This is a genomic window from Promicromonospora sp. NPDC052451 (assembly GCF_044547525.1).
Classification (GTDB): Bacteria; Actinomycetota; Actinomycetes; order Actinomycetales; family Cellulomonadaceae; genus Promicromonospora.
This window is the reverse complement of sequence record NZ_JBIUAP010000001.1, coordinates 183,222-209,041: the sequence shown is the minus strand read 5'-3', so window position 1 is coordinate 209,041 and position 25,820 is coordinate 183,222. Positions and strand designations below refer to the sequence as shown.

Genomic DNA, 25,820 nt, shown 5'->3' with positions numbered 1-25,820 from the left:
CCCTGGCCGGCGCCGTCCCGGCCGACGTGTGCGGCGGCCGAAACACTACTCCGCCCGACGGCGTGCTAGGGCCGTGCCGGGGTGCCCGACGTGGCCGGTGCGGTCTCGGGCGCCTCGGCGGCGGTCCCGGTCGCCTCCTCGACGTCCTCGCGGGTGGCGCGGTTGGGCGATCGGCCGCGACGCACCGTGCGCCAGATGCCGGCCAGGAAGAGCAGGGCCACGAGGCCTGCGGCGATCCAGGTGCCGACCTCCTCCCAACCCGCGCGGACCCGGACCTGGAACGTCGAGTCGTCGTTGATCTTCGCCCCGGTCGGGGTGAGCACCTGTGCCGTCACCTCGACGTCGCCGGACCCGATCGCCCGGACCGGGACCTGGACGTCCATCTCCTGACCCGCGGGCACGGTCTCGGTCGTGCGCTCGTCGACCGTGAGCCGGGGGTGGTCGGGGCGCAGCACCACGGTGACGGTCGCGTCCACGGTGAGCGCGTTGCGCACGCGCACGGGGATGTTGCCGACGTCGGTGATGAAGTTGATGTCCTGGCGGGGCACCACGGTCACGGAGTTCTTCGTGATCTCGTCGTTCTCCTGGAGCACCTGCTGCACGACCTGTTCCCGGAGGCCGGGGTCGGCGCGGCGCGCGACCGCCAGCGGGGCGATCAGCCGCCGTACGCCGGGCCGCCAGATCACGGGGTGCTCCTCGCCCGCCACGGAGGAGAACGTGACGATCGCGTCCCGCGCCTGCTCCAGCGCCTTGACGTCGGCCGCCGCGAGCTCCGCCTTGGCCCGCTCGTGCTTCGGGAGGGGGGTGCGGGCCACCTCGGGTGCGTCCTGGACGAACAGCGCGTCCAGCGTCGTGGGCGAGATCCAGCCGGCCTCGTCGAGCGTGTCGAGCACGGCCTTGGCGGCGTCGGTGTCGGGCGTCCAGCTCCGGGGCGCCACGATCGAGAGCGACGGCGGGTCGTAGGGCGCCTGGCTGACGACGGCAGCCGTCTCCGCGAGCAGGCGCTGCGCACCCTCCGTCGCGGTGGACGCCGTGGTGACCGCCGTCGTGTCGGCGGACTCCTGGGCGGAGGCGGTCGAATCGGCGCCCGACAGGTCGGTGGCGGCCAGGAACGCCTCGGTCAGCGGCTCGTCCGTCACGACGGCGTGCGCGGTGCCCGCCGGTGTCGCCACCTCCGCCCGGCCGGTCACCGTGCCGACACCCTCGTAGGCCAGTCCGCCGGCGCCCACCACGACGTCGTCCCGGCCGCTGGCGACGGCGAGGCCGAGGGTCTCGACGTCGGGCACCGTACCGTCGGCAGGCCAGGCGAAGTTCGTGTGCCAGGTGGCCGGGATCTCCCAGACCCCGGCGCGCGGACCGCGCACGAAGCTGCGCGGTCCCGTGGAGAGCACGCCCGCGTGCGCGAGTGCCGCGAGGTCCGGGTCGTGGTCCGGGAGCGTGAACGTCGCCGTCGTCCCGGCGGCCGCGAGCATCCGGTCGTACCAGTCCCGCAGCTCCGGGTCCTGCGAGGCCTCGGCCGTGCCCATGAGGTTCGGGTCGACGGCGAGCGAGACGGTGTTGTGCTCCGCGACCTGGAGCACGCCGTCGAGCCGCTGGCCCGCCGCGGTCTGCTGGGCCAGCTCCAGCTCGGCGGAGCTCGGGTCGGCGGGGTCGGTCGCCGGGCTGGTCACGGCGGCCAGGACGCTGAGCTTCATCGGCACGCGCTCGGTGCCGTCGGCGTCGTACATGAGGAACGAGCGGGCGATGCCCAGGCGCCCGGAGGCATCACCGACGGAGATCGCGAGGCGGCGGGCACCGAACCCCTGGAGCGCCTGGACACCCGGGTCGTAGGTGAACGAGACGGTGGTGGAGGCGCCCGGCGCCAGCCGCGGGACCGTGGTGGTGCTCCCGGTGCCGTAGACCGGGTCGAGCAGGCCCGCCTCGGACCACGCGGCGATCTCGGCGCGCGAGGTGAGCGCCAGGTAGTCGACCGTGAACTGCGCCTCCGCGCCGTCGATCACGGCGTCGGTGGTGTTGGTGACGCTCGCCCGGACGGTCACCGTGTCGCCGGGGACGGCTATCGGGTGCGAGATGCTCGTGACGGACACGTGCACGGCGCCGTCGCCCGGCGCAGTCCTGGTGACCGCCGCCGGAGCGGAGGACGCGCCTGCGGGCGGGTGCCCGGCCATCGGACCGGCGGCGGACGCCGGCAGGACTGCCGACCCCACGAGCGCCACGACCGCCAGGAGCGCGGCGCTGAGCGTGCCGGCGCGGCGGGCCGCCCGGCGGTGGGCGGGACTGCGGGTGATGTCGGGGTGCTGCGTCATGGCAGGTCGGGGCGCTCCGTGGGGAAGGCGTCGGCGCGCAGCACGTCCCGGAGGTGCCTCGACGACTCGAGGAGGTCCAGGGCGGCCGTGGCCAGTCGCTGCTCGTTCGGGTACGACAGGCGCCCGGCGAGCTCGTCGATCCTGACCCAGAGAGCGTCCTCGGCTTCGCCGTCCGGATCGTCCTCCACGGTCAGGCGACCGCCCTCCGCGCGCAAGAGGTAATGGTGCACGACCTTGTGCACCCGCCGGTCCTCACCGGTGAACCAGTAGTCGATCACGCCGAGCTCCGCCTGGATCGAGCCGCGGATCCCGGTCTCCTCGCGGATCTCCCGGATCGCCGCCTCCTGCGGCGTCTCGCGACCCTCGAGGTGGCCCTTCGGCAGGCACCACTCCAGCCGGCCGGTGCGGTTGCGGCGCAGCAGCACGGCCGCGCTCAGCTCGCCGCTGCCGTCCGGGTCGGCGCGGAGCACCAGGCCCCCGGCCGAGGTCTCGTCCACGATGGGCAGGTGCACCGGGGCGGTGGCCGCGGCCCGCCGGGCCGGATTCACCCGCAGCGGCGCCCCGCCGGGCGGCGTGGGCACCTCCGGGCGACCATCAGGACGGTCGCTCGCCGGAACAGGGGTGGACATGCCCCAACACTACCGACTGAGCACCGTTGCTCAGGTCAGGCGGGCGTCGTTTCGCGCGGTGAGTGGTGGCGCGCCGCGTCTGGGAGAATCTTGGGCTGTGTCTACCCCTGAGCAGGACCTGTTGCGGCGCGCGCTCGGCGTGCTGACCGAGATGGCGCCCGCCGCGCTCGAGCTGGGCGAGCAGTTCCGTGCCGCCGGTCACGAGCTCTCGCTCGTCGGCGGTCCGGTACGCGACGCCTTCCTGGGCCGCGCGAGCAACGACCTCGACTTCGCGACGTCGGCGACGCCGGACCAGACACAGCGGATCCTCGCGCGCTGGGGCGACGCCCACTGGGACATCGGCAAGGAGTTCGGCACCATCGGCGCCCGGCGGGGCGACGTCGTCGTCGAGGTGACGACGTACCGGACGGACAAGTACGACCCGGCGTCGCGCAAGCCGCTGGTGGAGTTCGGCGACACGCTCGACGGCGACCTGTCGCGCCGCGACTTCACGGTGAACGCGATGGCCGTGCGCGTACCCGACCTGACCTTCGTGGACCCGTTCGAGGGGCTGACCGACCTGGCGGCCGGGGTGCTGCGCACACCCATCGCGCCCGAGCGCTCGTTCGACGACGACCCGCTGCGCATGATGCGTGCCGCGCGGTTCGCCGCGCAGCTCTCGTTTCACGTGGAACCAGGGACGCTGGCCGCGCTCGTGGCGATGGCGGACCGCATCGAGATCGTGTCGGCCGAGAGGGTGCAGGCCGAGCTCACGAAGCTGCTCCTGAGCGACGACCCGCGCGCGGGTCTCGAGGTGCTCGCGGACACGGGACTTGCCGAGCACGTGCTGCCGGAGCTGCCCGCCCTCCAGCTCGAGATCGACGAGCACCACCGGCACAAGGACGTCTACCAGCACTCGCTCACGGTGCTGGAGCAGGCCATCGCCCAGGAGACCGGGCCCGACGGCGCGGTGCCGGCGCCCGACCTGGTGCTGCGTCTCGCCTCGTTGCTGCACGACATCGGCAAGCCCGCCACGCGCCGCTTCGAGCCCGGCGGGGGAGTGAGCTTCCACCACCACGAGGTGGTCGGGGCCAAGCTCGCCGCCAAGCGGCTGCGTGCGCTCAAGTACGAGAAGCAGGTGGTGAAGGACGTCTCCCGGCTCGTCGAGCTGCACCTGCGCTTCCACGGGTACGGCGACGGCGCCTGGACCGACTCCGCCGTGCGCCGCTACGTGACCGACGCCGGCCCGCTGCTCGAACGGCTGCACCGCCTCACCCGCGCCGACTCGACCACACGCAACAAGCGCAAGGCCAAGCGCCTCTCCGACGCGTACACGGACCTGGAGAACCGCATCGCCGCACTGCGCGAGCAGGAGGAGATCGACGCCATCCGGCCCGACCTCGACGGCACGCAGATCATGGCTATCCTCGGGATCCCGCCGTCGCGCGATGTGGGCGCCGCGTACAAGCATCTCCTGGCGCTGCGCATGGAGCGCGGCCCGCTGGGCGAGGAGACCGCGACCGAGGAGCTGCGGAAGTGGTGGGCCGAGCGCGGATGACCGCGTGCCGGGCTAGACGTGGGTCGGGTCGAACAGCGCGCTGACCGACTCGCCGCTGTGGATGCGGCGCACCGCCTCGGCGAACGCCGGCGCCACGCTGATCACGGTCAGCTTGTCGTGCGCCAGCAGACCCGCGGTCGGCACCGTGTCGGTGGTGACGATCTCGACGACGTCGGGGTCGGCCGCGATCCGGTGCACGGCGTCGTTGGCGAAGATGCCGTGCGTGCAGGCGATCCGCACGCTGCGCGCGCCGTGCTCGCGCAGCAGGTCGAGGACGGCGACGATCGTGGAACCGTTGGCGATCTCGTCGTCCAGCACGATGATGTCGCGGCCCGTGACGTCGCCGATCAGCGACGTGATCTCGACCCGGTCGCCGTCGAACCGCTCCTTGGCCGCCGCCGCGACCGGCACGCCGAGCATCTTGGCGAACGCCGACGCGCTCTTCGCGTTGCCGAGGTCGGGGGACACCACCGTCGCCTTCGCCAGGTCACTCGGTGCGAAGTACGCCGCCAGCTCGCGCAGCGCGTTGAGCTGGTCGGTCGGCACACGGAAGAACGCGTGCACCTGCGGTGCGTGCAACGTCATGGTGAGGATGCGGTTCACGCCCGCCGTCTCCAGGAGGTCCGCGACGAGACGCCCGCCCACCGAGATGCGGGGCGCGTCCTTCTTGTCGGACCGCGCGTACGCGAAGTGCGGCATGACGGCGGTGATCCGGGCCGCCGAAGCACCCTTGGCCGCGTCGATCATCAGCAGGAGCTCCATGAGGCTCTCCTGTGCGGGGCGTACCACCGACTGCACCAGGTAGACGTCGCGCTCGCGGCAGTTCTCCAGGAGCTGGACCTGCAGGCAGTCGTTCGCGAAGCGCTGGATCTTGACCGGGCTCAACGCGACGCCGAGATCAGCGCACATCGCATGGGCGAAGCGCTGACCACCGGTACCAGCGAAGACCCGCACCTCGGCCATGGCTGGAGTCTACGGAACGTCGCGGCGGCCCGCCTAGGCTGGAGAGGGCATCATGTGCGCCATGAGCGTCACCGACTGGCAGACCTGGGCCCCGTTCGTCGACGCGCTGCGCCGCTCCGCACCACCGGGAACGCATACCAGCGAGTTCGTGGGCACCGTCGGCCGTGGGGGTGCGCAGGGCACATACCTGGACGACGGCGACGCCGCGGCCCGCCGCGACCGCGACCGGGAGCTGGCGCTCACCGCCGCACGGACCGGCGGGCCGGGTCCGCGGGCGGAGCTCGACGAGGCGTTGCGCGAGGTGGCCGCCCTGCTGCCGGACAGCGAGCAGCTCGTGCGGGTCGTGGCCGTGCACGGCGGGGGCCGGCTGGGCGGCGGTGCTCCCTCGGGCGGCGGTGCGCGTGACGGCGGCGGTGCGCGCGACCGGAGGGACGCCCGCGACGGCGGGGATGCGCGCGAACGCGGGGACGCCCGCGACCGCGGGGCCTCGCCCAGCGGCGACGCGCCCGTGCGCGACGTCGTCGAGCTGATCACGCTCCCGCCCGCCGTCGTCTCCGGTCCGACGGCGCCGGTGCTGGAGGTGGTGCTGGAACCGGGGGCGCTCCCGGCGTCGTACCGGGAGACGATCGAGCCGCGTCCGGATGCCGCGACCGCGCCGTCGGCCGACCCCGACGCCGTGGCGCGGGTGGTCGCCGAGCGGATGCCCGACGCCGTCGGCGCCGCGCCGGAGGAGATCGACGCCGCGGAGATGGCGCTGCCCGACGGTGCTCGGCTGCCCGCCGAGGTGCGCTCCCTGTACGCCGCGGCCGGGAGCGGCGCGCTGAAGCTCGCACCGGAGGAGGGACGGTTCGGTGGGTTCGAGATCGTGCCGCTGAGCGGGAGTGCACTGCGTGAGGCGTTCCTGCCGGCCGCCCGGTTCGGCACCTGGACCGCTGACGCCGGCACGGTCGCACCCCGGGACCCGGCGGACCGGGTGCAGGCGGTGATCGGCTCGCCGCTCTGGTTCCCGGTGGGTACCGACGGCGCGGGAAACGTCTACGCCGTCGACCTCGCGCCGGGGCCGGCCGGGCACCTGGGCCAGGTCGTGCTGCTGGACCATGAGGTGCGGGCGGGTGCGACGTACCGGGCGGAGAGCCTCGCGGCGCTGCTGGCCGGTCGGGTGGCGACGCCTGATCGACCGGAGAGCACGACGGACGCGGGTGGGGTGAGTCCGGCGGGTCCTGGTGCCGCCGACGGGCCAGTCGAGTTCCTTGCGCTCGACCCGGCGGACTGGATGGCGCGGTTCGACGCCGGGACCGTGCCGGACACGCTCAAGGCCGCGGGCCTGGTGCCTGACCGCGCGAACCCGCCGGTCCTGACCGACGCGCTCGCCGTGGCGGACCGGCTGCTCGCGCTGCGGGGCCTGCCGCCGATCGAGGTCGTCCGTCTGACGCGTCCGGCGCGTGCGGAGCGCAAGGGGCTGCTCGGCAGGCTCTTCGGCCGCTAGCCCAGGGCTGGCTCCCGTCCCTGCCACGGAGCCCTGAAGTGACTTCGGTCAATGGCATAGGGCCCTGGAACGACTTCGGTCCGTTGCCTCCAGTTCGGTCAATCGAGCGACCGAACTGGAGGCAACGGACCGAAGTGGTGCTGTGCCCTCCATCAAGGGACCGAGGCCACGGCGGTTCCCGGTTCGCGGTCAGTGACCCCCGTGGACCTCGCCGTCGGACTCCGGACGCCTGATCAGCGTCGCCAGCGCGATGGTCACCGCCATCACGCCCGCACCGATCCCGAAGGCGAGGCCCGCACCCTTGGTCAGGGCGTCCGCGGCCGAGGTGCCCGTGGCGGTCAGGGCATCGGACCGGAGCGTCATGATCGCGATGAACAGCGCGGTGCCGGCTGCGCCCGCGACCTGCTGCACGGTGTTGATGGTCGCCGAGCCGTGCGAGTACTGGTGCGGCTTGAGCACACCGAGCGCCGCGCTGAACAGCGGCGTGAACACCGCAGCCAGCCCCAGGCTGAACGTGATGTGCGCACCGAGCACGTAGAACACCGAGATGCCCGGGTGCAGGAACGCCAGCATGCCGATGCCGAGCGTGACCAGCACGGCGCCCGGAACCAGGAGCGGACGCGGTCCCACCCTGTCGTACCACCGGCCGACGACCGGACCCAGCAGGCCCATCGCGAGACCGCCGGGCAGCACGACCAGGCCCGACTGGAGGGGCGTGAGGCCCATGGCCTGCTGCAGCACCAGCGGCAGCACGATCAGCGTGCCGAGCATCGCGAGCATCGAGACCGCCATGATGCCGATGGCCACGCGGAAGTTGCTCTCGCGGAAGGTCCGCAGGTCGAGCAGCGCGGAGTCGGTGCGCTGGCGCACGATCTGCCGCCAGATGAACAGGCCGAGGAACGCCAGGCCGGTGATCAGCGGGATCAGCGGGTTGATGGCACCGGCACCCGCGTGCGCGCCCTCGCCGAGGCCCGAGAGCCCCCACACGAGGCCGCCGAAGGCGACGACCGCGAGCAGCAGGGACAGCGGGTCGAGGTGGTGCGCGTCCTTGTCCGACACGTCGCGGATCCACAGCACGCCCGCGACGAGCGCGAGCACGGCGATCGGCAGCACGACGCCGAAGACGCCACGCCAGCCCAGGGGCTCCAGGATCGCGCCCGACAGTGTGGGGCCGAGCGCCGGCGCCGCGGCGATGACCAGACCGACGTTGCCCATGACCCGCCCCCGCATGTGCGGCGGCACGATCGTCATGATCGTCGTCATGAGCAGCGGCATCATGATCGCGGTACCCGTGGCCTGGACCACGCGGCCGGTCACGAGGAGGCCGAAGCCCGGGGCGATCATCGCCAGGGCCGTGCCCACCGTGAACAGGGACATCGCCGTCAGGTAGGCACCTCGGGTGCCCAGCCGGTTGATGAGGAACCCGGTCGCCGGGATGACGACGGCCATCGTGAGCAGGAACGCGGTGGTGAGCCACTGGCCCGTCGTCGCGGTGATGCCCAGCTCGTCCATGATGGGCGGCAGGGCCACCGACATGGTCGTCTCGTTGAGGATCACGGTGAAGCCGCTCGCCAGGAGCAGGGCGATGGCACGGAACGCCCCGGGTGCGAGCTTGTCCTGGCGGGGTTCGTCGACGGGTTGTTCAGCGGGCAGGTCAGAGGTACCCCGGACCGGCGTGGTCGGTGGTTCGCTCAGGTGGTCGGACGTGTCGATCGTGTCGGTACTCATGGGTATGCCCTCTCGGTACGGTGCGCGCGGGCCGAGATCGAGAGCGACATTGCACACGACCTACGTCTAACGACGCCGGACCATCGTCAGGTATTCCCGCCGACGATCGCGACCTGTTTTCACAGACGTCTGCGGTGAGCAGAAATCATCGGCACGCCCCTCGGCGGACCCCGCGTCAGCGTCCGACGGCGTCCGCCGGGCCCGCCGGGTCCTGGGCGTCGTCGCCGGGTGCCACCGACTCGGTGACCGGTGCGGCCACGCCGAGCGTCACCCCCTGCTGCGCCATGAACGGCTCCGGGTCCACCGCCTGCCCGTTCATCCGCACCTCGTAGTGCAGGTGGCAGCCCGACGACGTCCCCGCGCCCGCCGGGTCGATGCGCGAGTCGCCCCCCATCGACGCGATCTGCTGCCCCGCCCGCACCGTGTCGCCGACCCGCACCAGGTTGGTGCCGGTGAGCAGGTGCCCGTACGTCGAGTCGAGACCCATCCCGTGCTCGATGCGGATCGTGTTGCCCGTGCCCCAGCCGGTCGCCCCGGAGATCACCACCCGCCCCGCGGCTGCCGCGTACACCTGCGTGCCGCACGACGCCGCGATGTCCTGGCCCAGGTGGTAGGTCGAGGCCCCCGCGATCCCGGTGTTGCGCGGCCCGAAACCGGACGCCTTCGTCCCGACGGCGGGGTTCGCCCAGCCGCCCGCGCCGACCGCCGCCTGACCGATCGACCCGCTCATGCAGGGTGCACCGGCCGCGGCGCCCTGGATGGACCGGGACAGCGCCGCGAGGTCCTGCTCGTCCGCGCCGCTGACGAGCTGCATGACCTGCAGCGCCTGGTCCCAGTACTTCTGGTAGTGGTACGGGTCGGCGTTGCGCTGCGCCTTGTGGGCGGCGATGGTCGGCTCCATCGTCTCCCAGCCCGTGACGGCGAGCAGCCGGTCGTAGTACCGGCCCGAGGACTGCACGGGATCGAGCCGCTCCTCGACCGTGCCGTACCACTTCTGCTCCTGGAACATGCCGATCGAGGACGTCAGCGTGCCGTCCGGGTTGCGCACGCCGAAGCGGTCGTCGCCGTAGGTCAGGTTGCGCAGGCCCGACTCGCCGAGCGCGGTCATCACCGCGATCGCCTGGGCCCGTCCCGGCACCCCGCGCTCCTGACCCACCTGGAGGATCACCGACGCGTTCTGGAGCTGCTCGGCGGTGAACCCGCCGGCCGCCGTCGCCTGGCCGCCGGCCGGCACCACCGACGCCGACATGCTGCAGCCGTCCTGCGACTGGCTCTCGCTCACGGCTCCGCCGACCAGCACGACCATCGCGACGACCGCCGCGGGCACCGCCAGGACGGCCGCCATCAGCACGACCAGGACGATGACGGCCCGCCGTGTCGCATCGTCCTTCTTCCGACCCGGGCCGGAGCCAGGACGGGCCCTGGACCGGACCGCCGTCCGGGCGACCCGGGTCGCCAGCCCGACGGCGTCCCGCCCGCTCACGACCCCTCCGGCGGCCTGATCTGCTCGGCCAGCCAGGGGGCCGCGCCGTCGGCCCGGGTCAGGAGGACCGTGTAGGGGCCGATGTCGGTGGGCACGGCCACCTCGGCCAGCAGCGTGGAGGTCTCGTCCGTGACCTCCGGGTCACCGGTCACCTGGGTGACCGGCACCAGCCGCGGGTCGACGTCCTGGTAGACCGGTCTGGCCTGCGGCGTGAGCAGCGGTTCGAGGCCGTCCCACCACGCGGCCGCCGTCTGGTCGGTGGCGGCGAACGCCGTCATGGTCGCGCGCGCGGCGTCCAGGGCCGCCGTCCGGACCGTGTCGTCCCAGGTCGCCTCGACCGGTTCGCTCGGTGCGGACTCGTCGAACTCCGGCTCCGCCGTCACCTCGAGGGCAGGATCCCCGGCGGCAGGCTGGTCGTCGACCGGCTCGTCGACCGGACCGGTCGCCGGGACATCCGCCTGGTCGCCGCCCGCGACGTCGTCGGACGTTCCCTCCGGGTTGCCGAAGTCGTCCTGGTCCCGCGGCGTGACCACGCCGGCCTGCGCGCCCGGATCGGCCGGGCCGCCCTCGCGCGGCCAGCCCACCCACGTCCCGATCGCGAGGACGACCACGACGACCACCGTGACGACTGCACGTCTCATGAGCGGCCCAGCCCTCGCATCTGCCGGCGGCCCGGGTTGTGCACGATCGCCGACGGCTGCGGACCGGCCTGCGGCGTACCGCCCTGGCGCGCGGCGTCGAGCGACGCGGCCAGCCGCGCCGCGCTCTGCGACCGTTCCCCGCGCCGGCCCAGGCCCCGCACCGCGGCGAGCACCTGCTTGGCCTGACCGGTCCTGCGCACGACGGTCAGCGCCTTGGAGGCGCCGGCCGCAGCCGCGGACGTGCCGCCGCTCGCCACCATCGCGCCCGCCTGGAGCGCGATCGAGGTGCCGGCCCGGCCCGCGCTGCTCAGCCGGTCGGTCAGACGCTCACCGGCGGTGGGCGGCAGGTGCGGCGCCGGTTCGTTCGACGGCTTCTCGCCCGCGTTGGCACCGTCGGCGGGCTGGTCGCCACCCGGCTGCCCGCCGGCGGTCGAACCGACCTGGACCGTACGGGCCGCGGTGGTCCAGGCGTTGCCGCCGCCCGGGGCGCCGTCCGGTCCGGGGCCGCCGGCGCCGTCGACCGGGATGGGCTGCGTGCGGCCGTCGCCCGCCGCACCGGCCTGGCCGGCGGCGGCCACCGCACCCCCGGCGACGGCGCCGCCGGCGACCGAGCCGGCGGGCGGCGTACCGTCGATGACCGCCGGGCCCGAGTCCACCTTGTCGGTGTCCACGACGCTCTCCTGCGGCTTGACGGGTGCCGGGCCGAGCCCCACGCCGGCCCACTCCTTGGCCTTGGTGTAGCGCTCGCGCCACTTCGCGCTGCCGTCCCACGGCATCGCCGCGGGCTCGCCCACCTGGGAGGGCACGCCGGCGGCCGCGAGCCGGTCGGCCAGGCCCCGCAGGGCCTGCCGCACGCTGGCGCCCATGAGCACGTAGAAGACGGCGCCCGCGAGCACCAGCGTGTTGAACAGGTACAGCCGCACGAGGAACGGCAGGCCGCTGGTGGCGTCGTAGAAGCCGAGCAGGATCTTCATCCACGCGACCAGGAACATCGTGGCCATCGCGACGAGGATGCAGCCGAAGAGCACGCTCGCGAACGTGCGGAAGAGCTGGGCCCGCGTGCCGCTGGAGATGACGCCGACCGGGAGCTGCCAGAGCAGCTTGATCGCCGACCAGCCGAGCAGCACCACCGCGAAGATGGTGCCGCCGACGATCACCACGGACAGCAGCAGGAACACGAACCCCGTGGTGAGCAGGCTGAGCGTCGAGACGACGGTGCCGGCGTCGACCGTGGAGGCCGCCTCCTTGTAGGCCGCGTCGCAGCCCCCGATCGCGTCGACGGCGTTCTCCCGGCCGACGCTCTCGGTGTAGGTGTCCGCGCAGCCCGTGCCGTCGATGACGCTGCCGTAGTTGATGATCTGGTGGGGTACCCGCAGCAGGGTGTCCACGAGCTGCCCCTTGAGGCCGTCGCGGATCACCGTCGAGTCCTGCTGGAACGAGGCTCCGTCGGTCGCGAATCCGGTGGCGATGTCCATGCCCGCGTCGCGCGACTGCATGATGACGCCCTGCTCGCCGCCGATGGTCGCCATCGGGTTGGCGAGGAACGTCGTGGCGAGGGCGGCGATGAGGCAACCGATCAGCAGCTCCATGAAGCCGCCCGCGTACCGCCCCTTCAGCAGCCAGAACCCCACGACGAACGCCAGGATGATGAGCATCAGGTTGAGCAGGCCGATCTGGGCGATCATGCCCTGCACGATGATGCTCAGCCCGGCCAGCGGCGCCAGGATGTAGCCCAGCCAGTCCATGCCGAGCACCCAGTCGAGCACCCAGATCTGCACCGCGACCATGTCCCGGTACCAGACCCAGAACATGCCCGCGAGGGTCGAGAAGATCTCGGAGTCGACGTTCAGCGGGTTCCACGGTGAGCCCGTGTCCCACTGGAGCATGAACCGGTCCACGGCCACGCCCTGCGTGTCCTCCAGGTTCAGCCCGCCCTGCGGGTCGGCGGCCTGGAGGGGCGCCAGCCCGATCATGCCCCGATCACCGCGCCCGTCGAGCTCGTCGGCGTGGTCTTGACGGTCTCGGCGCGCTTCTCGACCAGGGGCGCCATGACCTTCGCCCGGCCGTACCGGGCCTGGAAGTCCCGGATCAGGCACTCGCCGCGCCGCTCCTCGGGCACACCGGAGGCGTCGACCACGGGCGCCGTGCCCTCGGTGACCAGCTTGACCAGCCCGTCGTCGACCGGCGCGTCGACGGGCAGGCCGTGCAGCCAGCGCAGGCCGCGGCGGGCGAGGTTCGCGTCGCGGTGGCGCAGCAGCACGCGGAACGGGATGAGCCCGCGCACCACCTCGTTGCCGAAGTCCTCCTCGGCGTCGTGGCTGCCCAGCAGCAGCGCGGCCTTGTGCTTGCGGCCGTCGCGGATGAACGTGCCGATCTCCTCGGCCGCCTCGGGCGACGACATCGTCTTGGACGCCTCGTCGGCGGCGAAGATGTCGAGCCGGGAGCGGTCCGCGAAGCAGCGGTAGCGCGCCAGGGCCGCGATGAGCGCGAACGTGGCGCGGCCGAACACCTTCTCGGCCTTGAGCTCGGCGAACAGGTGCCCGTGCTCCATGTCGGCCTTCGAGGGGAGCTGCATCTTGTGCGTGTGCAGCACGATCGCCGGCGAGCTCAGGTCGAGCGGCGGCAAGGAGTCGTCGAAGAGGGCGCGGCCGAAGTCCAGCTCGGAGAAGATGCGCATCTCGTCGGCGAGCATCCGGGCGCCCGGGAACTCGCAGTCCTGCTCCAGGTGGCGGGCGAGCGAGCCGAGCGACGTGATCTGGTGCCGCCACATGTACTCGGTCTGGAGCACCTTGGACAGCAGCACGTTCTGCTCGGACTTGGTCTGCACCGACAGCAGCACCGTGAGGAAGGCCCGCGCGACCCGCGGGGCCTGGGCGGGCGGCAGGATCCGCAGCGGGTCCATGGACACCGTCGCGTCCTCCGAGATCTCCACGACCTGCGAGCCGGGGATCTCGGAGACGGCGATGCCCCACTCGCCCATCTCCGTGTGGTCCACGGCCATGAGCGTGGCGCCCATGTCGACGTTGTCCATGGCCACGGTCTTCATGCTCACCGACTTGCCGGAGCCCAGCTCGCCGACGAAGCCCATGGCGAGCGCGACGTCCAGCTTGTCGGTGGCACCGGCCAGGTTCACGAACACCGGGTTGGGCCGGGCGGCGCCGTTCGAGATCTCCAGCGCGAACAGCGAGCCGGAGGTGTCGCCGAGCTCGGTGGTCGCGAACGGCACCGCCGCGGAGAACGCGCGGGCCGTGGTGATCTGCGAGTACTCGCGCACGGCGCGCGGCGTCGGCATGCCGGGCAGCGTGGCCTCGAAGAGGGTGGGCTGGATCGTGGGGTCGGTCCGCAGCGCGAACTGCATCGCGGCGAAGTACTTGGTCAGGTCGCGGGCGTCATCGAGCGCCTGCTCCGGGGTGTGGCCCGAGACCGTGAACATCGTGGTGGCGTCGACCTCCACCTCGAGCTCGTCGGCGTCCATCACGGCCTGGTACTCGCCCAGGGCGCGCGCCGTCGTGTCCAGGGACGAGCCGGCGCGCTCCTCCTCGGAACGCTGGTCGAACTGGTCGTTCAGCGTGCGCACGGCCCGGCGGTTCCGGTTGGTCACCTCGTCGCGCGAGCGCACCGTCATGCGGATGGCCCAGTCGCAGGGCACGCCCGACTCGTCGACCCGCCCGATCCACTCGCACCCCGGGTACACGATCCCGCCCGACGGCGTGTCGCTCACCACGAGCGTCGTCTGGTAGGAGGCGAGCTCCGGGTTGGTGGGGTCGAGCACCTTGACGTAGGGCCGCCGGAGGATCTGCAGGGGGCCGAGCCGCTTCTCGGAGTCGGTCTGCCCCGCCGGGTCCACGAGCGCCGACGGCAGCACCGACGGTCCCGACAGGTGCATCTCGGCGTCCAGCGAACCGTCCACGGGCACCGCGGTGTCGATCCCCAGGCCGCGCTGCATCGCGTGCCCGAACATCCACGCCATCTCGGCCACCGTCGCCGGCCGCGGGTCGAACGCCCCGGGCATCTCCTTGCGCAGCGCCTCAGCCTGCGCAGCGCGTTCGCCGACCGCGTGCCGGCCCGGCACGGAGCGCGGCATCATCAGCGTGTCCTGGAGGGTGGTCCAGCTCGCGCGGAGCGGTTCCAGGAAGGCCTTGGCGCCCGGGTTGGCCAGCGGGGCGGCGATCCAGTGCACGCGCCGGCCGATCGGGATCTGCTCCAGGAAGTCGAGGGTGGCCTCGCACTCCGCGGCCCATGCCTCGCGCTCGGTCAGGTCGACGCCCTCGATCATGGACAGCACCACGGACGCCGGGTCCGTCGCCGCCGTCAGACCCAGGTGCAGCGACTCGCCCCGCAGCGCGCGGTACAGCGCGGTGTGGTGCCGCCGGGCGGCGTGCTTCTTGTCGTCCGGCTGGAACGCGTAGGGCACGGGGGACACGCGCCAGACCGCCCACACGGTCCCGGTGCGGGTCCACATGAGGCCGTCGGTCAGGGCCGAGATGTGGCTCAGCATGGGGGCTCAGTCCTCTCGCGGGGTCGGCTGGTCGGTGCGGTCAGGGGTACGCGGCGTGCCGGAGAGCAGCTCGCCGACGCCGGTGAGATCGGACCTTCTGCGGTCGGCTGCTGCCGCGGCGGCCGCTGCGGCCCAGTCCGCCGGTGAACGCTTGCTCGGTTGCCGGGCGGGCTGCGGGTCGGGTTGCGGGTCCAGCCGGCGCCCCTCGACGGTCGCGTCCGCGGGACCACGAGCCGTCAGCTCGGGGAGCAGCTCCGTCGGCACGGGGCGGACGACGGCGGGGTGCGTCCCGGCGTCGGGCACCGCCGGCCGAGCATGTGCGGTGCCGCCCGGTGCCTCGGCGTACCGCGCCGGACCGAGCGCGGACCCGGGCACGACGACCATGACCCGGTGGGTCATCAGCCGTGGCTTGGGCAGCGCCACCTGCCCGCCGACCAGGCGTCCGGGGCTCGACGTCAGGTTCATCGCGTCCATGACGAACGCGACCGGGTTGCGACCGGAGCTCGGCAGCTTCCCGGTGGCCCACACGGTGCCCACCACCAGGCCCACCGCGACCACGATGTTCATGAAGCCGCCCAGCCGGGCCCACAGCGGAGCGGTCTGCCACAGCGCGAACGCCACCACGGCGCCCGCTCCCACCTGGGTGATGGTGTACGGCCCGCCCCAGATGCGCCCGCCGCTGGGCAGCTTTCCCACGAGCATGGGAATGCGGCGGGCCTTCGTGTAGAACTTCGCGGTCTCGGTCACCGGACACCCTCCTCACCACGCGCCGGGCGCGCGAGAGCGCCCGGCCGAACCCTGTGCCTTGCCCCCAGCGCCATGCCCATGTGTCTGACCCGTGTCCTGCTGCGTCCCGCGGGTCAGAGAACCGTCTGCGTGTTCACGATCGCCGGAGCGGAGTCGAACTCGTCCCGGGCCAGCTCCGAGGTGACGTTGATGCCACCGTTCACGAGCCACAGGACGATGCCGCCCACGATCGCGGACATCAGGATCGCCGCGATCGACATCTTGGTCTTCACGGCCGTGATGACGACCATGAGGATGACGACCACGAAGGTCACCGACTCGATGGCACTCTTCACCTCCTCGGACTTGACGGTGATGAGGTCGAGGAAGCCGTCGGCCATAACGATCTCGTTGATCATGGTTCTCTCCTTCGCTACTCCCCGGCGGTGCCGGAGCCGTTCGTGCCGGATGGCGTCGTGTCGATACGGACGGCCGGCTCAACGCCGGCAACCTCCCAGCGCCCGTCGCGGGCGACGAGCGTGAGGACGTACTGGGAGGTGGTCTTCTGGCCGTCGAGCCGGGTGAGCTCGACGGTGGTCAGGGCGTGCGTGCCGTCGCCGTCGGCCGGGTCGTCGGTGATCTCGTGCGATCCCTTGATGCCCGTGACGGTCGCGGCCGCGTACGGCGCGGGGGTGATCGCCGGGATGGTGGTGCCCGGCTGGAGGTAGCGCGTGATCTCGCCCTCGCCCGCGACCATGGCCGCGAGGAACCCGGCAGCGGACTGGCCGGCCGCCGACGTCGGGGAGATGGTCTCGGGGTAGTCCAGGTCCGGCGGCTCGGCGGCCGCGGGGCCGGGCACGGGCGCGGGCAGCGCCAGGGCGGCCACGGCCAGGTCGGGACCCGAGTACCTGGTGTCGGTGCGCTCGACGAGCACGGGCACCTGGAAGTAGCGGCGCACCCAGACGAGTGCGACCTCGGCCCCCTCACCCTCGGGCTGCCCTGCGGGCGGGGGCGTCGAACCGGGAGCCGGCTCGGCGACGTCCACGCCGACCGTCACCGACCACACGTCGTCCTCGGCCGCCTCGCTCTGCGCGATCGACGAGTCGCGGATGGTCAGGCCCTCCTGGGGGAGAGTGCCGACCGGGGCGCTGGTCAGGGAGGCGAGGAGCTGCTGGTCGTCGCTGTCCGCCCGCAGCCAGGTCTCCACCAGCTCGACGGCCCGCTCGTTCGCCGCGGCCTGGGCCGCGGTGTCCACCGGTCCGGCGCTCGCGGCGACCGGGGCAGGCTCGGGGCGCAGCAGCGTCCAGGCCAGGGCGGCGGGCCCGGCCAGCAGCGCGAGGGACAGCAGGGCGCCCCACGCCTTGGTCACGAGAGCGGGCCCGTTGGACCACTCGACCACCTGCGGGGGAGCGTCCCCGCCGTCCGCACCGTTGCCCGACGACGAGGGGGGCGTCGCGGGCCGGGCGGAGCCGCCGGCGCGCGGAGCGCCGACGCCGGTGCCGTCCGCCGGGGCGGGCAGCTCTGCCGGTGCGGCGGCCTTCTTGCCGCGCCGGCGGACGAGGAGCGAGCTCATCGGGTCCGCACCTCGTTCTGCAGGTCCGCCTGGATGCGCGCACGGGCCTCGCGCGCGCTGCGCACGCGGGGGCTGTCGAGCGCCTCGGTGAGGCGGGTCGTCGTGTCCTCGTCGCCGAGCGGGTCCGCGGTGAGGGTGGCGACGATGTCGGCCACCAGAGGGGCCAGCTCGCCGCGTGCCGCGTGCACCTCCGCCGTGTCCCGGAGCAGCGACCACGTGTGGTCGAAGTCCGGGGTGGGATCCGCACTGCGGACGCCCGCGCCGCCGAGGTCGGTGCTGCCGAGTCCGGCGCCGGGCGCCTGGTCGAGCTCGTCCTTGCTCATCTCGCCTCTCCCGTTTCTCCGTCTCCTGTGTCTGCCGATCACAAATGGCAGGTGACGAGTTCGTGTGACATCGGTGATGTCCGGGTTTTCAACGGGTGTGACGCAGGTCACATGCCCACGGGAGCCGCGGGCAACAGTGGCGGGCAACACCTCCCGACTGGACTCGGGCTGACCGGAGGGGGGAACCGCCATGCCTGCACGCACGCCAGTACCGGCGTCAGGAACGCTGATGCGAGAGCTTGACCACGACTGGGCCGACCTGGTCCGCACGCGGTCGTTCGCCGCGGAGATCGAACGGTTCGTCGCGCGCTTCCCGCAGCTTGCGGGCCTGCGCACCGGTGACTCCGTGCGGCTCGCCCCCGCGGACGCCGACGAGGTGCTCTATGCGCTCATCGTCGAGCACGCCCGCGGCAGCTTCGCCGCCGGCCGCGCGGTGCTGCAGTGCATGCTCCCCGCCGTCCGCACGATCGTGCGCCGGTCGCGCCGCCACTACCCGGACGTGCAGGACCTCGAGCAGGAGGCGGCCGCCGCGATGTGGGACGCGATCACCCACTACGACCTCGAGCGCAGCGGCCGCGTCGCGATGCGCCTGCAGGGGCACACCCTGACGCGCGTCGTCGGCGACCGTGCCCCGCACGCGCAGGGTGGCCGTGCCAGCCGCGGCCCCCGCGTCGCGGAGATACCCACCGACACGAGCACGCTGACCGTGCTCGAGCGGCCGGCGACGCCCGACCCCGGGCCCGACGCCGTGTACTCGCTCGCGAGCTTCTCGCTCGGCACCACCGGCGAGGTGCTCGACGTCATCGCGTGGGGTCTTGACCAGGGTGCCCTGACGCGCGACGAGGCAGCTCTCCTGGCGCGCCTGTACGCGCCGGACCCCGATCTCCCGGAGTACGCCGAGCTCGGCTCGGGTCGCGGGAACTACCAGCGGCGGGTGGCCCATGAGCTGGGCATCTCGCACGCAGCCTTGCGCCAGCGGGCGAGTCGCGCAGTGCGACGGCTGGCGGAAGCCGTTCAGTCCGGTGGTCTGTCTGGGGGACAGCCGGGCGAACGGGACGATGAGCGACGACGGCGGCCGAAGGGCTGAGCACTGGGGGGTGCGTGAAGCCCAGAGGTCGTCAGAAGTCCGTCTCATCGCGAGAGGGCCCCACCGCCAGCGGGGCCCTCTCGTCATGTCCGCGGACTGGTGCGCGCGATGCCATGTCCCGGTGAACACCCAGGTCAGCGCTGTGATTTGTCGACGGCACGTGCGGTGCGGGAGCCTTCTCCCACGCGCTGACCTGTGCAGTCAACACCACAGCTGTGGTATCGGCGGGCAAGGGTCGGATCGTTCAAGGGTCACTCAATATTCAAGTCATCTCCACAACTTTGAAGTCTCCTTGACCTAGCGGGCGTCCCCCAGCCTGATTAGCGTTCAACCTGCCGGGTCCGCCCGCGTGGTCGAGGATTACCAGCGGCGTCACATCGTGACGACCGCAGGAGATCCTCGGCCAGCACGGGCAGGAGCACGGTGGAGACAGACGCACGCAAGGGAACCGCGACGGGACCCGCCCCGGGGGTACCCGAGGTGGTCTCCGCCGGCGGGGTCGGAGGAGACGGCACGGTGAGCAGTGGCACGAAGGTCGCGAGCCAGGACCAGCAGGTCAGGTCCGCGACAAGACCCCAGCGACCCGCACCCCCCGGGCCGCTGAAGCCGACGCGCGCCCGGCGCCGTCCGGCGCTCATCGCGCTCGGCCTCGCGCTCGTGGCGCTCAGCGTGCTCGCGTCCGTGTACCTGGTCAGCACGCTCGGCCGGACGTACGAGGTGCTCGCGATCACGAACGACGTGCCGCGCGGCACCGCCGTCACCCCGACCGACATCGGGATCGTCGAGCTGCCTCTGGGCACGGGGTCGGCGCTGCTCGACCCGATCTCCGCCGATGAGATCAGCCAGTACGAGGGCAAGATCGCCGCGACCGACCTCAAGAAGGGCCAGCTCCTCACGCCCGCGAGCGTGGTGGACGAGCTCCGGCCGCCGGCCGGGCAATCGATCGTCGGCGTCGCGCTCGCGCCCAACCAGAGACCGGACACCGCCCTCAGTGCCGGCGACGTCGTCCGGGTGGTCGAGACGCCCGCGACCGGCGGCGAGCCGCCCGCCGGTGCGCCGTTCAGCATCCCCGCCACGGTGGTCCGCGTGGGGCAGCCCGGCGGATCCATCGGCGACCAGGTCGTCATCGACGTGCAGGTCGAGTCGGCCAACGCCGCCGCGCTCGCCGCCCGTGCCGCCACCGGGCGCGTGGCCCTCGTGCTCGACTCCACCAGGCAGGGCTGAGTCATGGCTCTCGTCGCCCTCGCCAACGCGAAGGGCTCACCCGGTACCACCACGGCCGCGCTCGTGCTCGCGCTGCAGTGGCCGCGTCCCGTCCTCCTCGTCGAGGCCGACCTGGCCGGGTCGTCGATCCTGGCCGGCTACTTCCGTGGTCAGCTCCCGCACGACCGGGGCCTGCAGCCGCTCGCCATCGCGCACTCGCACGGTGACCTGGAGGCCGCGTTCTGGGATCAGACCATCCCGCTCGTGCGTGATGACCCGGACAGGAAGCTGCTGCCCGGCATCGTCAGCCCGCACACCGCGCCCGCGGTGGCCAACCTGTGGGGGCCGCTCGCCAACCAGCTCGTCGCGCTCGAGCGCGGCGGCATCGACGTGCTGGTCGACCTCGGCCGGCTCGGCGCCGGCGGCGTCGTCCGCGAGGACCGCGAGCCGATCGTCCGGCTCGCCGACCAGGTGCTGATCACCACCGGATCGCGCCTGCCCGACATCGCGGTCACCCGGGAGCTCGTCAAGTCCCGCACGTCCGTGGTGGACGCCGCAGCCCGCGAGCTCACGAACCTCGCGGTGCTGACCGTTGGCCCGGGCCGCCCGTACGACGCGACCGAGATCGCCCGCACGCTCGGCCTCGGCACCGTGGGGTCGCTGGCCTGGGACCCCGTCAACGCAGAGGTGCTGTCGGTGGGCTCGCCCGCGGGCCGCAGGTACTCGACGTCACCGCTCGTGCGATCCGCCGGGCCCGTGATCTCGCGGATCCAGGACCGGACGGAGAAGCGGCGCGCCCGGTTCTCCACCGGCCCGCGCGAGGGCAGCCACACGTCCGGGCCACGTCGCCCGCCGGAACGCTGGGGCGAGTCCGCGTCCCCGGCCGTGCAGGCGGCCCCGTGGCGTGGCGGCGAGGGGAGCGGCGCGTGAGCACACCTGAGTTCCCCGACCTGTCCTCACTGCCGATCTTCCACGACGAGCCTCCCGCCCCGGTGCTTCCGCGCCGGACGCCGGGGACCGGCGGCGGGGCCGGACCGGACCGACGTCCGGCGGCGCCGCAGAACACCTGGACCGCCACCGTGGACCAGGCGGGCGGTGCCTCCCCGGCTCCCGGCCCCGGCATGCAGACCGGGACCGCCTCTCCCGGCGGGCCGAACGGCGCGGGCTCGCCCGCGGGGTCCGGTGGACCCGGACGCAGCGGGGCGTCGTCGGGCAACGGGGCCTCACCCTGGGTGGGTGCCGTGGCCCGGGCCGGCCGCGAGTACCACGGACAGCCCGGTAACCCGCGGCTGCGCGACGCCGAGTTCTGGCGCCAGGTCAACAGCCTGCGCGGCGAGGTCTCCTCCCGGCTGACGACGGCGCTCTCGACGCGCGAGCTGGACGAGGAACAGCGCGAGGCGCTGGGCCAGGAGCTGATCCAGCAGGTGGTGCGCGACCACAACGACGCCCTGCTCTCGGGGGGCCAGCGCAACTGGACCACCGAGTACCAGGTCGAGGTGACGCGTGCGCTCTTCGACGCGCTGTTCCGCCTCGGCCGGCTGCAGCCGCTCATCGACACGCCCGACGTGGAGAACATCGAGATCACGGGTACGGCACCCGTGCTCCTGCTGATGGGCGACGGCCGGCGCACGTACGCGGAGCCCATCGCGGACTCCGACGCGGAGCTGATCGACTTCCTGCAGTTCCTCGCGGCGCGCGATCCCGCGAACGAGCGGTCCTTCACGCGGGCGAACCCGTTCCTCAACCTGGACCTGCCGGGGCGCGTGCGACTGGCCGCCGTCGGCTGGGTGGTGCCCTGGCCGCGCGTGACGATCCGTCTGCAGCGGCTGCAGTCGGTGGACCTGGAGCTGCTGCGCGAGAACCGTACGGTGGACACCGTGCTGGCCGAGTTCCTGTCGGCGGCGGTCCGCGCGCGCAAGTCGATCGTCGTGTCCGGACAGGGGCAGGGGTCGGGCAAGACGACCCTGCTGCGGGCGCTCTGCGCCTCCCTCGATCCGTGGGAGTCCATCGCGACCATCGAGACCGACTACGAGCTCTACCTGCACCTGGAACCCGAGAAGCACAAGCGCGTGGTCGCCCTACGCACGCGTGAGGGTTCGGGCGAGATGAACACCGCAGGACGCCGCGTCGGCGAGATCAACACGAACGTCAACGTCTACGAGTCCCTGCGGCACAACATCTCCCGCGTGATCGTGGGCGAGGTGCGCGGGCCCGAGATCGTGTCCATGTTCCAGGCGATGCAGATGGGCAACGGCTCGCTCTCGACGGTGCACGCCGACGGCGCCCGCGACGTCGTCGAACGCCTCGTCGGCATGGCCGTGCAGGACTCCACGCTGTCGGAGACGTACGCGTACCGGCAGGTGGCGCAGTCGGTGGACCTCATCGTCTTCCTCCGGGTCGACGCCGGCGCCGACGGCCGGCGCGACCGGTACGTCGCCGAGGTGATCGAGGTGACGCGCGGCGAGGCGGGCAACCCGGTGGCGGTCACCGACGTGTTCGCGCCGGGGCCGGACGGGCGGGCGGTGCCCAACGTGACGCCGTCGTTCCTCGCGGACCTGGAGGCCGTGGGCTTCGACGCGAACCTGCTGAACTACCGCGACGGGCTGTGGGGGAACTCATGACCACGCTCGTCGCGGTGCTGACCGGGCTCGGTCTGGGCCTGGGCGTGTGGTTCGTCGTCGTCGGTGCGCAGAAGTACGAGCCGGCGCCGCGGCCCGTGCGCACCACACCGCCGTTCCACGGGCTGCTCCGGCTGCTCGGCCTGACCAAGGGCGGGCCGCTCTACGCGCAGCGGCAGCTCCTGGCGATCGGGGTGGCCGCGGGCGTCGTGGTCGGGATCGTCACCGGCTGGTGGTCGCTCGTGCTCATCGTGCCGGTGCTGCTCGTGGGCCTGCCGGCGCTGTTCCGCACGACCACGCAGTCCGACGAGGTGGAGAAGCTCACCGACCTGACCGCGTGGGTGCGGTCGCTGATCGGCGTGCTGTCCGGCGGAGCCGTCGGGTTGGAGCAAGGTATTGCGGCAACCCTGCACAGCGCGGCGCCGTCCGTGCGCCCGTCGCTGGCCCGGCTGGTGGCACGTCTGGAGGCACGTCAGCCGATCAAGCCCGCCCTGTACCGGTGGGCGGAGGAGATGGACGACTACTCGGCGGACATGATCGCCTCGGCGATGATCCTGGAGTCGGACAACCGGACCGGGGCCGTGGCGCCCGCGCTCCGCCAGCTCGCGGAGTCGCTGTCCGCGCAGGCCAAGGCCCGCCGCGAGATAGAGACCGAGCGATCCACCGGCCGCGCGACCGTGCGCTGGGTGACGATCGTGACGCTCGTGGTGCTGGTGGCGACGGCGATGTCCGGCTACCTCAGCGGGTACGACTCACCGCTGGGCCAGGTCGTGGCGGTGGTGCTGTTCTCGGCCTACGTGGTCTGCCTGCTGTGGATGCGCAAGATCAGCCTGGGACAGCCGATCCCGCGGTTCCTGCCGGACGAGCGGGAGGTCTGACATGTGGCCCTGGGCAGTGGGAACCGGCCTGGTGGCCGGGCTCGGCCTGTTCCTCGTGGTGCGCGAGCTGCTGCCGTCCACGCCGCGGCTCCAGTCCGCGCTGGACCGGCTGAGCGGTGACGACAAGGTGGAGCCCGTCACGGTGTCGGACGGCGGTGGCGAGCTGACCGTGACGCAGCGCTACACGCAGGTGTTCGGGGCGTGGGCGCAGCGCAGGCTGCCGGTCACGCTGCTCGGCCGCTGGGGACCGACCCGGGCGGACCTGGACCTGATCGGCAAGACCGCCACCGACCACTACGGCGAGAAGGCGCTGGGCACGGTGATCGTGCTGGTGGCGGTGCCTTTCCTGGGGCTGTGCGTGGGGCTGCTCAACCTCGGCCTGCCGGTCGCGCTGCCGTTCGGCGTGGCCCTGGTGCTCGCCCTGGGCGCGTGGTTCCTGCCGGACCTCGACGCCCGGTCCAAGGCGAAGCGGGCCCGGCAGGAGTTCGCCCGGGCGGTCTCCACGTACCTGGAGCTGCTGGCGATCGAGCGGATCTCGGGCGCGGGCGCCACGCAGGCCACGTTCGCGGCGGCCCAGGTGGCCGGATCGTGGCCGTTCCGGCGGATCGCAGCAGCGCTCGAACGGAGCCGCTGGGAGGGGCAGGCGCCGTGGGTGGCGCTGCGTGAGCTGGGTGAGGAGGTCGAGGTGGACGCCCTCGGCGAGGTGGCCTCGATCGTGGAGCTCGCGGGCACGCAGGGTTCCGCGATCCACGACCAGCTCCAGTCGAAGGCGGCGGCGATGCGCGACGCGCAGCTCGACGTCGAGCAGCAGATCGCGCACGACGCGACGGTGCGGATGACCGTGCCCGGGACCATGACTGTCTTTGTGTACTTTTTGATGCTCATCTTCCCAATCGGGGTCACTATGTTTCAGACTGCACCCTGAACCGTCTGGTCCCCCGTGGGACACCGTGGTGTCACACGAGCCGGTTCTTACCCATTTGTTGAAGTCGACCACACCCCCAGGAGTCACCATGAACCAGCACCTGAGCCAGGGCCGGTCGGCGGCGTCCCGCGCCGTCGCGCGGGCATCGCTGCGGGCCGCCGCGGCACGCGGTCGCTTCGACGCCCTCAACGGCCGCTTCGCCGAATGCTCGGCCGAGCTCCGTCGTCGGCTGGAGGCCGACCGCGCGGGCGAGGACGACGCGGGCCTGGAGTCCATCGAGGTGGTCGTGCTGTCGGTGGTGGGCCTCGGCATCGCCATCGCGCTCGGCGCCGCGATCAAGGGACTCGTCGACCGTTACATGGCGCAGCTCGGCGGCGGTGGCTAGGACATGGACGAGCGCGGTGCCTCCTCCATCCAGACCGTCCTCACCTACCCGATCGTCCTGATGCTCATCTTCGGGATGGTGCAGGGTGTGCTGTGGTTCCACGCGCAGAACACGGCCCAGTCCGTGGCCAACGGCGCCGTCCAGGCCACGCGGGTCGAGGGCGGCACCGTGGAGTCGGGGTACGCCGAGGCCTCCGCGCGCCTGGCGCGCGGGGGTGACGCGTTCGCGTCCGTGGACGTGGCCGTGACGCGTGGCGAGGAGATGGCCACCGCGCGCGTGGTGGGGCTGGCGCCGTCGATCGTGCCCGGCTTCCGCGGGTTCCGCGTGGAGCAGTCGGCCACGGGGCCCGTCGAACGCTTCACGTCGGCGGTGGGGCCATGAGTGACGGCCGGCATCCGAGCGGTGGGGAGCGGGGCAACGTCGCGATCAACACCGCCGTCGTCTTTCCGATGCTGCTGCTCATCGCCCTGCTGCTGGTGATGGCGGGGCGGTTGGTGCTGGCCGAGGGCGTGGTGCAGTCGGCGGCGAACGAGGCGGCGCGGGCGGCGTCGATCAGCCGGACGGCGGACGTGGCCGGGGTACAGGCGACGTCGACCGCCACCTCGACGCTGGTGAACTCCGGCGTGCGCTGCGCGCAGACGTCGGTGCGGCCGACGACCGACGCGTTCGCGCTCCCGCTCGGGACCGTCGGGACCATCACCGTGCGGGTGGAGTGCGTGGTGCCGCTGAGCGACCTCGGGCTGCCCGGTGCGCCCGGTTCGCGGACGATCAGCGCGACCGGGACGTCGGTGCTCGACGCGTACCGGGGGCGGTCATGACCAGGGGAGCTGG

Annotated in this window: 23 protein-coding genes; 11 read left to right on the top strand and 12 right to left on the bottom strand. The window is 72.8% G+C overall.

Going from position 1 to position 25,820, the window contains the following annotated elements; translation table 11 throughout:
* Positions 1-65 precede the first annotated feature (65 nt).
* Together ACIG47_RS00885 and ACIG47_RS00880 are read right to left on the bottom strand one after the other, a co-directional pair.
* Positions 66-2,306 (bottom strand): DUF6049 family protein, encoded by a 2,241-nt coding sequence (locus ACIG47_RS00885; protein WP_397429239.1) that lies wholly within the window; start codon positions 2,304-2,306, stop codon positions 66-68.
* Positions 2,303-2,935: an NUDIX hydrolase gene (locus ACIG47_RS00880; protein WP_397412161.1), complete on the bottom strand. Its 633-nt coding sequence runs from the start codon at positions 2,933-2,935 to the stop codon at positions 2,303-2,305. Before ACIG47_RS00880 ends, ACIG47_RS00885 begins: the two co-directional genes overlap by 4 nt.
* 97 nt (positions 2,936-3,032) lie before the next feature.
* On the opposite strand from ACIG47_RS00880, the gene ACIG47_RS00875 reads away from it, so the two are divergent.
* Positions 3,033-4,472, top strand: coding sequence for a CCA tRNA nucleotidyltransferase (locus ACIG47_RS00875; protein WP_397429238.1), 1,440 nt, complete (start codon positions 3,033-3,035; stop codon positions 4,470-4,472).
* A 12-nt stretch (positions 4,473-4,484) separates the two neighbouring features.
* Here the strand turns inward: ACIG47_RS00875 and ACIG47_RS00870 are convergent, their stop codons facing one another.
* Entirely contained in the window at positions 4,485-5,435 is a 951-nt protein-coding gene (locus tag ACIG47_RS00870; RefSeq protein WP_397412157.1) for a ribose-phosphate diphosphokinase, read from the bottom strand.
* Between the two features lie 61 nt (positions 5,436-5,496).
* On the opposite strand from ACIG47_RS00870, the gene ACIG47_RS00865 reads away from it, so the two are divergent.
* Entirely contained in the window at positions 5,497-6,921 is a 1,425-nt protein-coding gene (locus tag ACIG47_RS00865; RefSeq protein WP_397429237.1) for an SMI1/KNR4 family protein, read from the top strand.
* A 189-nt stretch (positions 6,922-7,110) separates the two neighbouring features.
* Here the strand turns inward: ACIG47_RS00865 and ACIG47_RS00860 are convergent, their stop codons facing one another.
* The 9 genes from ACIG47_RS00860 to ACIG47_RS00820 all read right to left on the bottom strand — a co-directional run bounded on the left by ACIG47_RS00860 (position 7,111) and on the right by ACIG47_RS00820 (position 17,893).
* Positions 7,111-8,649 carry an MDR family MFS transporter gene (locus ACIG47_RS00860; RefSeq protein WP_397429236.1) on the bottom strand — a complete coding sequence of 513 codons (1,539 nt, stop codon included), beginning with the start codon at positions 8,647-8,649 and terminating at the stop codon, positions 7,111-7,113.
* A 175-nt stretch (positions 8,650-8,824) separates the two neighbouring features.
* On the bottom strand, positions 8,825-10,132 hold the full coding sequence (locus ACIG47_RS00855; RefSeq protein ID WP_397429235.1) for a M23 family metallopeptidase: 1,308 nt from the start codon (positions 10,130-10,132) through the stop codon (positions 8,825-8,827).
* Positions 10,129-10,773 (bottom strand): hypothetical protein, encoded by a 645-nt coding sequence (locus ACIG47_RS00850; protein ID WP_397429234.1) that lies wholly within the window; start codon positions 10,771-10,773, stop codon positions 10,129-10,131. The genes ACIG47_RS00855 and ACIG47_RS00850 overlap by 4 nt, the downstream gene beginning before the upstream one ends.
* A complete protein-coding gene (locus ACIG47_RS00845; RefSeq protein ID WP_397429233.1) occupies positions 10,770-12,746 on the bottom strand; it encodes a hypothetical protein in 1,977 nt (658 codons plus the stop codon). Before ACIG47_RS00845 ends, ACIG47_RS00850 begins: the two co-directional genes overlap by 4 nt.
* The gene (locus tag ACIG47_RS00840; protein ID WP_397429232.1) at positions 12,743-15,271 is read right to left on the bottom strand and encodes an ATP-binding protein; all 2,529 of its coding nucleotides are present in this window, start codon (positions 15,269-15,271) and stop codon (positions 12,743-12,745) included. The genes ACIG47_RS00845 and ACIG47_RS00840 overlap by 4 nt, the downstream gene beginning before the upstream one ends.
* A 6-nt stretch (positions 15,272-15,277) precedes the next feature.
* Positions 15,278-16,018, bottom strand: coding sequence for a hypothetical protein (locus ACIG47_RS00835; protein ID WP_397429231.1), 741 nt, complete (start codon positions 16,016-16,018; stop codon positions 15,278-15,280).
* Positions 16,019-16,131: 113 nt separating this feature from the next.
* Positions 16,132-16,416 (bottom strand): hypothetical protein, encoded by a 285-nt coding sequence (locus ACIG47_RS00830; protein ID WP_253836168.1) that lies wholly within the window; start codon positions 16,414-16,416, stop codon positions 16,132-16,134.
* Between the two features lie 14 nt (positions 16,417-16,430).
* Positions 16,431-17,570: a hypothetical protein gene (locus tag ACIG47_RS00825; protein WP_397429230.1), complete on the bottom strand. Its 1,140-nt coding sequence runs from the start codon at positions 17,568-17,570 to the stop codon at positions 16,431-16,433.
* On the bottom strand, positions 17,567-17,893 hold the full coding sequence (locus ACIG47_RS00820; protein WP_397412139.1) for a hypothetical protein: 327 nt from the start codon (positions 17,891-17,893) through the stop codon (positions 17,567-17,569). Before ACIG47_RS00820 ends, ACIG47_RS00825 begins: the two co-directional genes overlap by 4 nt.
* 229 nt (positions 17,894-18,122) lie before the next feature.
* Here ACIG47_RS00820 and ACIG47_RS00815 point away from each other — a divergent pair, with 229 nt between their 5' ends.
* The 9 genes from ACIG47_RS00815 (at position 18,123) to ACIG47_RS00775 (ending at position 25,807) form a co-directional block, all read left to right on the top strand.
* Positions 18,123-18,980, top strand: a complete 858-nt coding sequence (locus tag ACIG47_RS00815; RefSeq protein WP_397412137.1) for a hypothetical protein — start codon at positions 18,123-18,125, stop codon at positions 18,978-18,980.
* A 516-nt stretch (positions 18,981-19,496) separates the two neighbouring features.
* A complete protein-coding gene (locus tag ACIG47_RS00810; protein ID WP_397429229.1) occupies positions 19,497-20,204 on the top strand; it encodes an SAF domain-containing protein in 708 nt (235 codons plus the stop codon).
* Positions 20,205-20,207: 3 nt separating this feature from the next.
* Positions 20,208-21,113: a hypothetical protein gene (locus ACIG47_RS00805; RefSeq protein ID WP_397429228.1), complete on the top strand. Its 906-nt coding sequence runs from the start codon at positions 20,208-20,210 to the stop codon at positions 21,111-21,113.
* Positions 21,110-22,804 carry a CpaF family protein gene (locus ACIG47_RS00800; RefSeq protein ID WP_397429227.1) on the top strand — a complete coding sequence of 565 codons (1,695 nt, stop codon included), beginning with the start codon at positions 21,110-21,112 and terminating at the stop codon, positions 22,802-22,804. Before ACIG47_RS00805 ends, ACIG47_RS00800 begins: the two co-directional genes overlap by 4 nt.
* Complete coding sequence (locus tag ACIG47_RS00795; protein WP_397429226.1) at positions 22,801-23,679, top strand: type II secretion system F family protein; 879 nt, start codon at positions 22,801-22,803, stop codon at positions 23,677-23,679. The genes ACIG47_RS00800 and ACIG47_RS00795 overlap by 4 nt, the downstream gene beginning before the upstream one ends.
* 1 nt (position 23,680) lies before the next feature.
* Complete coding sequence (locus ACIG47_RS00790; protein ID WP_397412127.1) at positions 23,681-24,604, top strand: hypothetical protein; 924 nt, start codon at positions 23,681-23,683, stop codon at positions 24,602-24,604.
* 88 nt (positions 24,605-24,692) lie between these two features.
* Positions 24,693-24,989, top strand: a complete 297-nt coding sequence (locus tag ACIG47_RS00785) for a hypothetical protein (RefSeq protein WP_397429225.1) — start codon at positions 24,693-24,695, stop codon at positions 24,987-24,989.
* A 3-nt stretch (positions 24,990-24,992) separates the two neighbouring features.
* Complete coding sequence (locus ACIG47_RS00780; protein WP_397429224.1) at positions 24,993-25,370, top strand: TadE family protein; 378 nt, start codon at positions 24,993-24,995, stop codon at positions 25,368-25,370.
* Positions 25,367-25,807, top strand: a complete 441-nt coding sequence (locus ACIG47_RS00775; protein WP_397429223.1) for a TadE/TadG family type IV pilus assembly protein — start codon at positions 25,367-25,369, stop codon at positions 25,805-25,807. Before ACIG47_RS00780 ends, ACIG47_RS00775 begins: the two co-directional genes overlap by 4 nt.
* Positions 25,808-25,820 lie beyond the last annotated feature (13 nt).